Genomic DNA, 13,416 nt, shown 5'->3' with positions numbered 1-13,416 from the left:
CACCAGTAAGGAACTCATCGGTTTTTTGGAAGCCAAAATGTGGGACGCGCGAAGCGCGTCCCAAGGATTCCCGCCGAATTTCCCAAACGAATTCAGAATTTTTGGCGCGCTCACGCGCACTAATTTTTCGCCAAGAGAGAGGTTCGAGCCAAAGATTTCTTTGGCTTTGACCTTTTTCTTAAAAAGGTCAGTATCCCGTGCGATTCCGTCCAGTGTTTGTGCGTCTTTTATCCATTCTTTCATCGGTTCGAGCCAATCATTCTGCTTGTGTGAAAGAGAGGTCATTTCTTCTTGGAGCGACTTCTTTTGCAAAAGTAATTTTGATTTTTGTAAATAATAATCTGGTTGGTCAATAACTTGATCTAAATATCCTGTAAGAAGTCGCTCTAGCTTTTGTGAAATGACCGATATTTTTGTTTCGCTCTCTTTCACACCAGCAGTCAAAGACGGGGCGGAATTGTTAAAATCTTTTTCTGCCATTTTTAACAATTCTTCCGCCCAGTTTTTGGGCAAAGAAACTTTTTGAATAAGAGTTGATAACTGGCGGTCAAGTTCTTTTTCTCTAACGGCAGATTCTGAACATTTGATAGTTTTAGATTTTTTAGAACAACGATAATATGTATATTCGTGAACATTACCATTTTTCTGCCGTTTAAATTTATGTTCGCCAGTTATCATCATTCCACACGAAGCACAGGAAATAAGTCCGCAATATGGTTGCGGTTCGTTCTGTGGTTTACGCTCAGGTTGTCCACGAAGTTTCAACATTTCCTGTGCTTCATCAAAAAGTTTCTTAGAAATGATTGGCTCGTGTTTTCCTTCGTGGATTTCACCACCATATTTGAATAATCCAATGTAAAACGGATTAGAGAGGATAAAAGACGCTTTGGTTTTGGAGATTCTCTTCCCGGTTCTAGTTGTAACGCCGGATTTCGCCAAAAATTCCGCAATATCTTCTAACCTTTGATTACCTTTGACATATCGTTCAAAAGCCAAGCGCACAATTTTAGATTTCTTTTTCTCAACTACGATTGTCTTTGTTCTGCTGTCATTGAGATATCCCACTGGCGCTTGGCTTGGAAATATACCCATTCTCACTTTTTGGCGAAGTCCGCGTTTCGTATTTTCGGAAAGAGAATCTACATAGTATTTGCTTTGGACAAAAGCCATAGACAAACTAAATTTCCCTTGCGGAGTATTCTCAAACCAATGTGAGGGAAATTTTAGGCTCGCAATTTTTCCGATGTCGAGGAAGTAGACAATCTGTCCTCCGTCCACCGAATTGCGCGCGAGGCGATCGGGGTGCCAAGATACGATTCCACTAACCTCGCCTCGTTCAATACGTTTCAACATTTGCCCGAAAATAGGTCTGCCAGGAATTTTAGCAGATTGCTTTTCTATAAATTCCTCAACGACCTCCAAATTCTGCTCTCGGGCAAATGAGCGCAATTCGGTGAGCTGTGCGTCAATACTTAAAACCTGCTTATCCTCGACATCGGTGCTCTTGCGAGCATACAAAAAGAATTTTTGTTTTTCCATAAATATACAAAAGCGAAAATGGCTATTTCAGTGTTGCAACCTTAACGCTAATTAAGATTACTGAAATAGCCATTTTCGCTAATTAGCTAATAAATCAGTTGCAACACTTTCATTATATCACTTTTGAAAAAACAACAAAAATTCTTTTTGTATTTGTATCGCACGGGATTTCGAACCTCTCTCTTGGCGAAAAATTAGTGCGCGCGAGCGCGCCAAAAATTCTGAATTCGTTTGGGAAATTCGGCGGGAATCCTTGGGACGCGCTTCGCGCGTCCCACATTTTGGCTTCCAAAAAACCGATGAGTTCCTTACTGGTGTCTCTATTGTACCAAGTTAGAACCTATTTTCAAAACAAAAGACACTAGCGTTCCCCGCGCGCTACGCGCCTCTGTGCGAAGCACAGAGCTTTCCAAAATGGAAAGTGCGGGAGAACGCAAGAAAACAATTTTCTGGGGAAAGGATTTCGCAAAAATCTCGGCTGATTCTTTTTGAAATTCGCGGGGGTTTCAGATTTGGATTCCGCGCGCAGGAGGGGTCTGGGGAGGAATGCGCGCGGAGCTTTTTTTGGGCGGGGGCTATTGAGAAAAAATACCCAAAATGTTAGAATATCGACATATGTCACTTCAAGAAAAATTGTCTAAAATTTCTCAAAATCTGCAAGAAACCAAAGCAGAAACGGAGAAAAAGTCTCAAGAAAAAGAGCTTGAGCCAATTCGCTCACGAATTAAAGAGCTTGAGAATCAGAAAAATCAACTTGATTTGGTCAAGGGTTCTTTGGAATTGAAATCTGGCGAAAAAACTGGTAAAGGAATGAAAGAGTATTCAAAAGAAACCGAGGAACAAGCCAAAAAAGAATCTACTCGCTTAGATACTTTGATAGATAAAAATAAGGACGCACTCCAAACAATGGGGGTTGAAAATAAAGACCAGCTTGTGGAAAATCAAGAATTTGCCGAAGAACCAGAAGTCGTTAGTTATAAAAAAGCGAAAGAGGAAACTGCGGATTTAAAAATGGCAGATAGTTCGTTGAAAGAAAAACTAAAAACACTTGGAGTAAATACTGATGAAGAAAATTTTTCTTACGATTCCGCAGAGAAAGCATTAACCGAAAAAATACAATCTGTTGAAGGCGAGCTTTTGCAAGAAAAATTAAAAACACCAGAAGGAAAAGAAGAAGCTATAGAAGTACTCTCTAAAAATTTAGAAAAAAATATTGCGCAAGTTATTTTTTCTAAAGACGGAAAAACTGGAGCAGAAGTTTTAAGTTTAAACCGAGGTGATAGCAAAATAACTATTTCAGGCGAAAAAACAAAGTTTGAGGGCTGGCGTAATGCTAAATTATTACCCGACGAAATGAGTGTTTTAGAAAAAACCTATGGAGCTGAAGTAGTAAAGGAAGCCATTAGAAAAGCTTATGAAAATAAAATACAAGCCTCTTTTGATGAATCTGATAAAGAAAGCAAGAATATTGATAAAGCCCTTAAGGAAGATTTAGAAAGAGCAAGCCCAGAAAAAGGATCCGAAGCAAATAAAGCTTTTCGTGAATTCCAAAACCTTGCGAACATTTTTAAAACTACTTTAAAAGAAAAGGCTGAGGAATTAAAAGCAAAAGGAGTAGATTTTAATCCTAACTATGTTCAGAATTACGGAGGCGATTATGAAAAATACGCCATGCTTGGCGAATATGACACAGACAATCAACTTGTTGAGCAAACGATGCGTAATTCTCAAACATACCCGCCAAGATTAAATTTTGATGCATTAAAAGAGTACACTGAAAAACGAATTGAACAGATTAAGGAACTTACCGAGGACATAAAAAAGCTTGAAACTCAAGATGACATAAACAAGTTTACTAGAGGTGAAAATAGCGGAATAGGTAAAGCTCATAAAAATATACTCTACACAAAATTTGACGGAGTAAAAAGACCGCAATATTATGCGAATGAACAAAGCTGGGAGCAAACTAAAGTTAAGGGCTTGATGCAATTCAAATCCTACGAGGAAGCTAAAACTTATTTTGAGAAAAAATCTTTAGAACGAGAAACTACAAAACAAAAACTTGTTCAAAATTTAGAAACTGGTATAGAAGCACAACAAAAAAGCAAGGAACTCCGCAAAGAAATTGAAACGCAGAATTTTGGTGGAGGTATAAATGATGTAGAAAATGAAGTTTCTCGTATTGAGAAAAACAAGCAAGAAGCACTTACTTTAATGTCCGAGCTTATAAAATTAGAATCGGAATTACCGAATGAAGAAGTTATTTTGAATGGAAGTGAAATAAAAGTCCCTTCTGTTGGTAAACAATTAGAGCAATTAAGAAAAGATCGGGAAACGGAGGAGCAAAATTTGAAAAATCTAAAACAAAAAATTTCCAACCACGAATCAAACAAACCAAAACTTTTTGGAAAAGATAAATGGGAAAAAGATTTAACTGAATTTAGACAAGAACAAAAAGATTTGGAGGAAAAAATTCGCAAAATGAGTAATGAGGATTATTCTGCACTATCAAAAAAATATACTTTCCGTATTCCGACTCAACAGTATTCTGCTGTAGAAAAATTAGTCAGTGAGCAAAAATATGTTCAGGGAAATTCAAAAGAAATTTTTAACAATCTGAGAACTCAACTTAACGAAGTTATAAGCCGTAAAGCTCCTGAATCTGTAATAACTCTAAACAAAGAGTATAAAGACTTAGAAAAAAAGCTCTCGTAATTTTAGGGAGTGTTTTATGCACGCGAATGGGTGGGATAGTCCGTCTGTAATCAGACGGACTGGGTCAAGCGCATTTGTATCCCGCCTCGGGCATTTCCGCTATGAGCGTCCATGGCTAAAGGATGAGCGCCGAAGTTGTCGAACTCACATAAGTTTAGTAGCGAAAGCGACACCACGAACATAAATATGCAAAGCGTAGAGTGGGGATGGCGAGGGCGTACTCCGAGTACTCTCGGAGTATATCGCCCGACCCGGGGAGAGGAAACTTCCTCTCCCCAAGAAGAGCGGGGTAATCCCCGCACAGAGGCACCTAGGCGCGAGTAGCCATAGCGGAAATGCCCGAGGCGGATGCCGAGGGTGCATCCCCTTTAGACTTGGACAATACATAGCGAAAGAAATAACCGAGACAATTTTATGTTTGATGTATTTTGAATTTTTAGCCCCCGCCCAAAAAAAGCTCCGCGCGCATTCCTCCCCAGACCCCTCCTGCGCGCGGAATCCAAATCTGAAACCCCCGCGAATTTCAAAAAGAATCAGCCGAGATTTTTGCGAAATCCTTTCCCCTCGTCCGCTTTGTATTTGCGTTCTCCCGCACTTTCCATTTTGGAAAGCTCTGTGCTTCGCACAGAGGCGCGTAGCGCGCGGGGAACGCTAGTGTCTTTTGTTTTGAAAATAGGTTCTAACTTGGTACAATAGAGACACCAAAACAAAATCCCCCCGCAGCTGCGGGGGGATTTTGTTTTGTGTATTTATACGACAAAGCTCGAACCTATTTTAGCAAAAACTTTTGATTCTGACGAACGCCTCCGCGCCCCGCCAAAGGCGGGGCTACGCCTCTATTTTTTGCAAGGGAATGGCGGAATTCTCCCCACACTCTTCCGCCGCGCCCTCGCTTCCAAAATTTCGTGGCAGTAAGAAAATTGTTTGTCATTTGAAATTATAGTAGAATGAAATTATGGATGAATCAGAGTTTGAACAACCAAAGGTGTCGGAGACGAAAAAATCCTTTTCTCAAGAGGAGGCGGAAAAAGACTACGCTAAATTTTCTGGGCTAAAAGATGCTCCAAATGAACATTTGCTTGATTGGTTGTTTCAAGCCAGTCGAGATCTCGATCCTCGTAATACGTGGATAAAGCCTGACGCTTTGGCAAGGCTCAAAGAGTCACATGCCGCTATGCTTCGTGAACTTCGTCGTCGCATTGAAAAAGGCGTGGTCGCTGATGTGCCGGCTGAAGTTTTAACCGAGCTTATGCGTGTATATCCAGAACTTCGAGACGCGTAATTTATACCCATACTGTTTTTGCTTCGCCATTTATTTGTTATATTCGAAAATAACGTAAGGCTGCGGACCGAGTGTGGCAAGAGGAACCCAAATTGGGATGTGCCGATCTAGTGATAAGAGAATGCCAAGTTGCTCCTGAGATTTTTCAATCAATTTCTCACGCGAAAGATTCCTATCGGGAAGCCGGACAATTCCAACTACATTAATTTTTTTATTGACCAACAAACTCACGGTGTGTGTAGGAAGGTCCCACATCAATTCAATCGTTGGGCCAGCAGCCATCAACATCTCTTCTGCAGCGAGAACTAACTCCTTATCGGTTACTGCTCCGGGACTTTTCTTCCAAACCTCAATAGATTTAGTGAAGTACATTCCCGGATGTAACATCCTCTCTGTCATACCAATGCGGACGTCGTCATGACCCTTTTTTAACGCTTCTTTTGCATGATCCGGTTCTTTGTAAAGCCAAAAGAGGGTCAGAAATGCTCCGATCGGCTGTATTCCGTGCTCGCTCGTTAAATCTTTGAAAGAATATCCTTCTACTTCAATGTTTGGCTCTTTGCCTTCTGTTAAAAACTCTTGAAGCGGAGTAAATAAAAAACTAGGGAATCGAGCTATCTTTTTCTCGATTATTTCATCGAGCTGTTCCTCGCTGTATGTGTCGGGAAACTTTTCCTTAATTAGCTGTTTTATGGTTTTCATATTTAACTTGTTTTCTCCTCTTTTTTAACTGTGCCTTCTTTCTCCTTACGTTGCAATAGTGCTTTTTCTTGTTCGTTTACTAACTCAGCTATCTCTGCCCGATCTTCTTCACCCATCATTTCAACTTTGATGTTCGTAATAAATTGTTTCTCTTTTTCTTGTCCGGGCACTTTATACTTTTTTATCTCGAGAGCCGCCTTGAAACCTATCAAATCTCCTCTTCCTTTTCCGGTTTCAATCCATTCCTTTTCACTATTCACGACTGTGTGCCATATTTTTACCTTGAGTAAGTTCCTGGCCTTTTGTCCATTTTCACTCTCATTAAACTGCCTATCGAATTTCTGGAAAACTTGCTCCGTGCCGTCCTTGATAAATTCAGTAATAAACTTTTCACGTTCCCTTCGGAGAAATTCTTGAGTTTTTTCTGCCACTTCCTCCATTTCTCGCGACTTTTCTACCAGCTGTTCTTCCAATTCTTCCGATCCCTCTATCGGCTCTCCGGTTTCGGCAGAATATAAATCCAAGTAATGCTGCTCTAAGAGCGTAAGCGCTTGCGACTCTCTTTCAAGGCGTCCTCGTTCTTCTTCAAATAATTTACTGCTTGCCGTCTCGGTATCGGTTTCCGGAAAACCGGCCGAGCGTTGCAATTCCTGCAAGGACTTTTTGCTTTCTTCAGCTTCTTTCTTAAGGTTAAGAACCCTCTCTTGTGTTTGGGAAACGTGGTCGTAATTTCCTCCGAGCTGCCGCAAGGCAAACTGTTCATTGACTTGTTCCTGATCTGGTGTACGGAGCCGCTCTTGCCGTTCTTCTCCTTTCTTTCTTCGTTCAATACCCTCAAGTCGCCATTTAACGGGTTCAAACTTATCTTTATATGCTTGGGCTTTCTCGGGGTAGGTATCAATGAACCATTTCCATTCGCCCATGCTCGCGTGAAGCTGGGCGCGATCATACGTCTCTCCGTAATTGCCTCGCCCCAAACGTATAATGTTTTGAATCTCAGGATGTGAGTTTGTCATTTCCGCAATCCTCCTTTCCGTTTCTAGAATTGCGGGATCATCTTTAGGATTTTCATACACTCTCACTTTTTCCTTTTCGGCATACTCCTTTGCGTCATCAGGAAAACGTTCTGCGAAGGCGTTCCGCGCGCGCTCCTCAAGTGAGATCGGTTCTTCGCCGCGTCGAAAAGCAGTTGGATCACCAAACTGAAAATCCTGACCTTCGGCAGTTAGAATGTCTTTGGGGGCGCTTGCTTTTTCCCAGTCTTTCACCAACTCACTCCTGATCTCCGAAAATCGAGGATCAAGTTCCATGCTTTCGGCAAGGTCTGCGTGTGACTTTTCTTTATTATCTTCTGTTGTTTCCTGAACCTTTGGTTGTTCAAGCCTCGACTCATCCATGATTTCATTTTACCATAATTTCAAACTACCAACAATTTTTCGCATCTTTTTTCGCCATGAAATTTTGGAAGCGAGGGCGTGGCGGAAGGGGGGTGCGGGGGGAATTCCGCCGCGCCCGAGCGTTCCGCCGGAGCGAAGCGGAGGCGGTCAGTTCCGTTCAAAATAGGTTTGGATTTAGTAGAATAAACGCACCAAAACAAAATCCCCCCGCAGCTGCGGGGGGATTTTGTAATTATTTTATTTTTAATAATTCTAAAAGCCTTTCTTTATCAAAGCCGATTGTAATCTGACCGTCAATATCGATTACCGGTACGCCCATCTGATCGGACCTGGCAATCATTTCTTCCCGCGCCTTATCATCAGAAGAAACATCTTTTTCTTCATATGCGATGTTATGCTCCTTAAAAAATTCCTTGGTCATTTTGCAGTAGATACAGGTAGGAGTTGTGTAAATGGTGACTTTTGGCATAAAGTTTGTTAATTTTAAAAATTATAAATTAAAATTTCATTATTCAATCCTGTTATTTAAAGCATAACAGTTATTGCTAACTTTGACCAGTAATCATCCGGTGCGCTCTGGCCCGTTCTACTTTGGAAAGATATTGTTTTCTAAGGCGGACGCTTTTTGGCGTAATTTCCAGATATTCGTCTTCCGCCATTATTTCAAGGCCTCGCTCAATGCTAAGCGTGAAAGGTGGAATAAGATTTATCGCTTCGTCGGAACCGGAGGCGCGTACGTTTGTAAGATGTTTGCCCTTTGTCGGATTAACGGGCATTTCTTCTCCTTTAGAAGTATTCCCAATCACCATTCCTTCATAAACTTGAGTGCCGGGACCGATATAAATAAGCCCTCGTTCCTGTAAAAACCAAAGCGCGTAACCCAGCGCTTTGCCAGATGCCATTGAAATCATGGAGCCGGTGTTATGCTTTTTAATTTCTCCCGCGTACGGGCGAAATCCGATAACGCGCGATGAAAGGATGCCTTCGCCCTTGGTATCTATGACGAATTGGCTTCTGTATCCCAAAAGTCCGCGCGTCGGACCTTCAAATGAAAGCCTTGATATTTCGCCCATGCTCTTAATTTCTTTAATGACAAAATCGCGACTGCCAAGACGCTCTATAATTGTTCCCTGATGTTCGGTCGGCGTATCAACGATTACTTCCTCAAATGGTTCTACTTTTTTGCCGTTCTCTTCGCGGATAATAACTTGCGGCTGGGAAACCTGCAGTTCGTAGCCGGCGCGCCGCATGTTTTCCAGTAAAATAGCGATATGAAATTCACCGCGACCAAAGACGCGAAAATTATCAAATTGATTAAAATCAACTCGCAATCCTACGTTTACTTCAAGTTCGCGTTCTAAATAATCGCGTAATTGGCGCGAGGTTACAAATTTTCCTTCGCGTCCGGCAAAAGGCGAATTATTTACAAGAAATGTCAGCGCGATAGTTGGCTCGTCGATAGCAATGGCCGGCAAGGGAAGTGCCGCGTCATCCGCCGCTATTGTTTCGCCGATATAAATATCAGAAAGACCGGCAATAAGCGCGATATCGCCGGCGCGCACTTCGCTTGTTTCAACTCTTTCCAAACCGTTGAAAGTAAAAATTCTGGTGATTTTTCCGGAACGGGTTTCGCCGTCTGGTTTTTTAATAAAAACACCGGCTCCCGCTGCGGCAATGCCTTCGTGAACGCGCACTATTGCGAGCCGTCCCATAAAGTTATCGTAAGCAAGATTAAATGGCTGCATTCTAAGAGGTTTATGGTTTAACAAATCTGAAGATGCCGGTTTAACATGGTCGATAATCGTATCAAGTAAGGGATCAAGGTTATCGGATTCGTCTTGAAGATTTTTTTTTGCGATTCCCAGCCGGCCGATTGTGTAGACGATAGGAAAATTTGATTGTTCATTATTCGCACCAAGTTCAAAAAAAAGTTCTAAAACCTGTTCTTCGCAACGCGTCGGATCCGCTGCCGGCTTATCTATTTTATTTATAACCACTATTGGCTTAAGGCCAAGCTCTAGCGATTTTTTCAAAACAAATCGTGTTTGAGGCATTGGTCCTTCCTGCGCGTCAACTACAAGAAGCACCGAATCAATGGATCGCAAAACCCGCTCAACTTCAGAACCGAAATCGGCATGACCCGGCGTGTCTACGATATTGATTTTTGTTACGGGACGTCCCGAGGTTTTCGAGGGATAATAAACGGAGGCATTCTTGGAATATATGGTAATTCCACGCTCGAGTTCGAGCGCGTTTGAATCCATAGACACGCCTTCGCTGGTAGCGCCTGTTTGGCGCATTAAGGCATCGGTCAGTGTGGTTTTACCATGGTCAACATGGGCAATAATAGCGATATTTCTAATTTCCATAAAAAATAGGCCTTGGAGTGGCCAAATCTCTTATATTATAATAGTACAAAAAACACCGGGAGTCAACATCGCGGAGTCTTTCATAGCACGTTCTTATATGCTATAATAAAAGCAATCGATCTTTCATAAAAAGCCGCGATCGCAAAGAAAGGATGTTTTACCATGAGAATCGTGGAAGATTTAGCTCTAGTTTTATCCGGAGGTTCGTATCGCGCCATGTTTCAGATTCATTGTTTGGTGCTTTTGGAGTCGCTTGGTATCTACCCTAAAGCAATCTATGCAATATCCGGGGGAGTACCTAACGCTCTTGGATTTATGACTGGTAAAGCTTCGTGTCTTGAGAAAATATGGCTCGGTATAAAACCAGGGAGACTTTATAAGCGTGATTATTGGAGACTCTTTGTAGAGTCGGTAAAAAGAGGGCGTTTGCCGATACTTGGGGCTTCATCTATTTTTAAAACAAAGGAACTAGATAGGGTTATTGATCGTGAAGTAGATTTTGAAGCAGTGCTTCGGTCGCCAATCGAACTTCAGGTAGCTGTTGCCGACTTTATTTCTGGCGAGATACTTTCGTTTTCAAATAAAACTTCCGGAATGACTCCAGAATTTTTTCGAGCCATCGTGATTGGCTCAATGCGTATTCCGGTTTTCTGGGAACCAATGGTTGTATTTTTTGGAGGAAGAGAATATCAGTTTGTTGATGCCGGACTCATTGTAAATCTTCCAGTGAAAAAAGCCGTAGAAGACGGTTTCTCAAAAATCATCGCCATTGAAACTACTCCAAGGCATCTTAATGCCGTTGCCAAGCTTGAAACTTTAGCCGAGGCAGACCTCCGTTATGGAGAAATCAGGCACATTGACGAGACAAACGGCCATCTTAAATGGATTGACTATATAAATCGCGACATAAGCGTTGCGGAAAATGTTGAAAAATTTCTTGGTGATGCGCACGTGCCGGCTGATATTCATGAGCAGGTTAGTAAAGAACTAGAAAACTTCATGTTTTTCGGGAAACGGCATGTTGTAACCTGCCGCATTGCTCCTCCGGCAACACTGGAAGTTTTTCAGAAAAATAGGAAAAAAGATTATGGGGAGCCTACACTTTGGTCGCGCAGCGAACTTCTTGGCGCGAGCGAGGCGGCGGCCGAGCTTGTGCTGTTACCGTTTCTTACGGAGCAGGGGATTCTGCTTCTTTAATAAATCTTATCACCCCGATTAATCGGGGTTTTATAAATAATATAAAATTTGTGATTTAAGCTAAAATGTGATATAACTTTTACAAAGTCGCGGAGGATGCCGAGGTAGCGAAACGGGTCAAAAGCGAGAAGGCGCAGCTTTTGACGGGCGCTAAATAAGCGCCCGGGGAAAATCCGAACACAGTTTTTTGATTGAGGCGTTGCCGAGATTGTAAAATTGAGTGAGGATTTTCAGCAGTGCTTTTGCTCTCAAAACTTTTGCCACCCTAGCTCAGCGGTAGAGCAACTGTTTTGTAAACAGTAGGTCGTCAGTTCGAATCTGACGGGTGGCTTTAGTAAATAAATAATCAAAAACATTATGAAAGCGCAAGACAAAGTAACAAAACTTCAATGCTCGCTATGTAAGCGGACAAATTATTATACCCAGAAAAATAAAAAACTGGTTGAGCGGAAGTTGGAATACAAAAAGTTTTGTAAGTGGTGTAGAAAACATGTGTTACACAAAGAAGCAAAAAAGTAGTTCTGTCTCGCTACGCGAGATCCCGCGAAGCGGGACAAATGGTGCAGAAAGCATACGGTTCATAAAGAAGGAAAGAAGTAGGGGGCATAGTTCAGCGGCAGAATCTTCGTCTCCAAAACGAAGGACCCTGGTTCGAATCCAGGTGCCCCTGCTAAAGAAAACAACGGTCTCCAACCCCGCAGCTGCGGGGCGAATCCAGGTGCCCCTGCTTGAAAATACAGTTATTTTTGTTAATATAACTGTATGAAAATAATGATTTGTAGCAGTATGCAGTTTGCAAAAGAAATGCTAACTGCAAAAGAAGCACTAGAAACCAACGGACATTCAATAGTAATGTCGCAAGACGTTTCTCATTATTCTGATAATCCTAATACAAAGGAGGTTTTTAATGATGAATTAAAACAGGCGCAAAAAGGTAATTCGCTTTATGAAGGATTAGAAAGAGTAGCTGAAAGCGATGCTTTGCTTATATTAAATTATCCTAAAAATAGAATTGAAGGTTATATAGGAACTTCTGTTTTGATGGAAATTGGACTCGGTTATTATCTTAAGAAAAAAATATATTTTCTTTACCCAATAGATAAAAATCAAAAATACGCTCTTGAGATTGCCTTGGTTAAACCAACTATTTTAGACGGGGATTTGAATAAGATATAATTCTGGTTCTGATGTCTTCCATAAGCCCCTATAAAATATATAGTGAGTAGCGGGGTGGGGCACATAGTGCATATTGTTGTATTCTTTATGAATTGTTGTTATAGTGGAATTACTAATAACTCCTTACCCTTTCAAACCTATGAATAACAATGAAGAACTAATTAAAAAAGCCGATATTCAGAGAATAGCAGAAGAAGGAGCTAAAATATACGAGCAGATTAAAGTCAACTATGATCCCAAAGAAAGAGGTAAGTTTTTGGCGATTGATATTGAGAGTAAAAATACATATCTTGGCAACACAAGCGCTGAAGCTCTTGAATTAGCCAGACAAAATCATCCTAATAAGGTTTTTTATGTTGTTAAGATAGGATTTGACGTGGCTGAAACGATGGCAAAAACATTTACCGACAATTTTAAGTAATTTGTAAAATGATCAGCGGCGTATTCATAGAAAACATACCTTTAATAAAAGTAGTTGTGGCTTGGGGGCAATCTGTGCAAGCCCCTTTTGTTGTTTTAGACACTGGCTTTACGGGCGATTTGCAAGTAACGCCTAAAATAGCAACGGAGCTTGGTCTTAAAGTTGTTGGTATTACTAAAACACAGATTGCTAATGGTCAGATTATCCAAGTTCCTGTAGCCCTTGCTATTGCGTCAATGGAAGGAGCAACAAACTACATTCAAGTTTTAATATCTGACAGTTTTCCATTGGCAGGTATCAGTTTTCTAACAAAGTTTGGCTATAAAGCACTGGTTGATTGCAAATACAGAACTGTAGCATTGGAGAGAATGGTATAGTGAGTGGCGGGGTGGGGAAGGGTTATTTAACTTGCCGGCGCCAATTCTGGGATGTAGACCTCTTCATTTTTAAGCCAAATCTTGGTCCTAACATCCTCCACGAGCCTCTGCAAAAATATATTGACTTTTTATTAAATTTATGTAATGATCTGAAGAATTGAATTCTCTAACAATTTCTGGAGGGACAAATCTTGAAAAGACTGATGAGTTTTCTAAAAAGTTTTAGGCTGTACTTTCAGGA

General features: G+C 41.2%; 12 protein-coding genes and 2 tRNA genes. 9 read left to right on the top strand and 5 right to left on the bottom strand.

What is annotated here, in order from left to right:
• A partial coding sequence (locus HYW79_01340; protein MBI2635169.1) for a recombinase family protein occupies positions 1-1,539 on the bottom strand: 1,539 nt, incomplete at its 3' end.
• A 597-nt stretch (positions 1,540-2,136) separates the two neighbouring features.
• Here HYW79_01340 and HYW79_01335 point away from each other — a divergent pair.
• Complete coding sequence (locus HYW79_01335; protein MBI2635168.1) at positions 2,137-4,254, top strand: hypothetical protein; 2,118 nt, start codon at positions 2,137-2,139, stop codon at positions 4,252-4,254.
• Positions 4,255-5,209: 955 nt separating this feature from the next.
• Positions 5,210-5,536, top strand: a complete 327-nt coding sequence (locus tag HYW79_01330; protein ID MBI2635167.1) for a hypothetical protein — start codon at positions 5,210-5,212, stop codon at positions 5,534-5,536.
• Positions 5,537-5,566: 30 nt separating this feature from the next.
• Here the strand turns inward: HYW79_01330 and HYW79_01325 are convergent, their stop codons facing one another.
• The 4 genes from HYW79_01325 to typA all read right to left on the bottom strand — a co-directional run bounded on the left by HYW79_01325 (position 5,567) and on the right by typA (position 10,004).
• The gene (locus HYW79_01325) at positions 5,567-6,238 is read right to left on the bottom strand and encodes a hypothetical protein (protein ID MBI2635166.1); all 672 of its coding nucleotides are present in this window, start codon (positions 6,236-6,238) and stop codon (positions 5,567-5,569) included.
• A gap of 2 nt (positions 6,239-6,240) precedes the next feature.
• Positions 6,241-7,635, bottom strand: coding sequence for a hypothetical protein (locus HYW79_01320; GenBank protein MBI2635165.1), 1,395 nt, complete (start codon positions 7,633-7,635; stop codon positions 6,241-6,243).
• A gap of 232 nt (positions 7,636-7,867) precedes the next feature.
• Positions 7,868-8,104, bottom strand: coding sequence for a glutaredoxin family protein (locus HYW79_01315; GenBank protein ID MBI2635164.1), 237 nt, complete (start codon positions 8,102-8,104; stop codon positions 7,868-7,870).
• A 76-nt stretch (positions 8,105-8,180) separates the two neighbouring features.
• Positions 8,181-10,004, bottom strand: a complete 1,824-nt coding sequence (typA, locus tag HYW79_01310; GenBank protein MBI2635163.1) for a translational GTPase TypA — start codon at positions 10,002-10,004, stop codon at positions 8,181-8,183.
• Positions 10,005-10,166: 162 nt separating this feature from the next.
• Here typA and HYW79_01305 point away from each other — a divergent pair, with 162 nt between their 5' ends.
• The 7 genes from HYW79_01305 (at position 10,167) to HYW79_01275 (ending at position 13,175) form a co-directional block, all read left to right on the top strand.
• Positions 10,167-11,201, top strand: coding sequence for a hypothetical protein (locus HYW79_01305; protein ID MBI2635162.1), 1,035 nt, complete (start codon positions 10,167-10,169; stop codon positions 11,199-11,201).
• Between the two features lie 259 nt (positions 11,202-11,460).
• Positions 11,461-11,532 (top strand) — tRNA-Thr (locus tag HYW79_01300).
• A 26-nt stretch (positions 11,533-11,558) separates the two neighbouring features.
• Entirely contained in the window at positions 11,559-11,720 is a 162-nt protein-coding gene (rpmG, locus tag HYW79_01295) for a 50S ribosomal protein L33 (GenBank protein ID MBI2635161.1), read from the top strand.
• Positions 11,721-11,800: 80 nt separating this feature from the next.
• Positions 11,801-11,871 (top strand) — tRNA-Trp (locus HYW79_01290).
• A 92-nt stretch (positions 11,872-11,963) separates the two neighbouring features.
• Positions 11,964-12,377 (top strand): hypothetical protein, encoded by a 414-nt coding sequence (locus tag HYW79_01285; GenBank protein MBI2635160.1) that lies wholly within the window; start codon positions 11,964-11,966, stop codon positions 12,375-12,377.
• A 139-nt stretch (positions 12,378-12,516) separates the two neighbouring features.
• Positions 12,517-12,798, top strand: coding sequence for a hypothetical protein (locus tag HYW79_01280; protein MBI2635159.1), 282 nt, complete (start codon positions 12,517-12,519; stop codon positions 12,796-12,798).
• 8 nt (positions 12,799-12,806) lie between these two features.
• Positions 12,807-13,175, top strand: a complete 369-nt coding sequence (locus tag HYW79_01275) for a hypothetical protein (protein ID MBI2635158.1) — start codon at positions 12,807-12,809, stop codon at positions 13,173-13,175.
• Positions 13,176-13,416 lie beyond the last annotated feature (241 nt).

The sequence above is a fragment of the Parcubacteria group bacterium genome, assembly GCA_016186325.1.
Taxonomy (GTDB): domain Bacteria; phylum Patescibacteriota; class Minisyncoccia; order UBA10092; family UBA10092; genus JACPHB01.
Note: the sequence above shows the minus strand (reverse complement) of the source record. Positions and strands in the feature narration are given on the sequence as shown.

Coding starts and splice junctions, on each gene's coding strand:
- HYW79_01335 (MBI2635168.1), top strand. CDS start 2,137: ATGTTAGAATATCGACATATGTCACTTCAAGAAAAATTGTCTAAAATT.
- HYW79_01330 (MBI2635167.1), top strand. CDS start 5,210: ATGGATGAATCAGAGTTTGAACAACCAAAGGTGTCGGAGACGAAAAAA.
- HYW79_01325 (MBI2635166.1), bottom strand. CDS start 6,238: ATGAAAACCATAAAACAGCTAATTAAGGAAAAGTTTCCCGACACATAC.
- HYW79_01320 (MBI2635165.1), bottom strand. CDS start 7,635: ATGGATGAGTCGAGGCTTGAACAACCAAAGGTTCAGGAAACAACAGAA.
- HYW79_01315 (MBI2635164.1), bottom strand. CDS start 8,104: ATGCCAAAAGTCACCATTTACACAACTCCTACCTGTATCTACTGCAAA.
- typA (MBI2635163.1), bottom strand. CDS start 10,004: ATGGAAATTAGAAATATCGCTATTATTGCCCATGTTGACCATGGTAAA.
- HYW79_01305 (MBI2635162.1), top strand. CDS start 10,167: ATGAGAATCGTGGAAGATTTAGCTCTAGTTTTATCCGGAGGTTCGTAT.
- rpmG (MBI2635161.1), top strand. CDS start 11,559: ATGAAAGCGCAAGACAAAGTAACAAAACTTCAATGCTCGCTATGTAAG.
- HYW79_01285 (MBI2635160.1), top strand. CDS start 11,964: ATGAAAATAATGATTTGTAGCAGTATGCAGTTTGCAAAAGAAATGCTA.
- HYW79_01280 (MBI2635159.1), top strand. CDS start 12,517: ATGAATAACAATGAAGAACTAATTAAAAAAGCCGATATTCAGAGAATA.
- HYW79_01275 (MBI2635158.1), top strand. CDS start 12,807: ATGATCAGCGGCGTATTCATAGAAAACATACCTTTAATAAAAGTAGTT.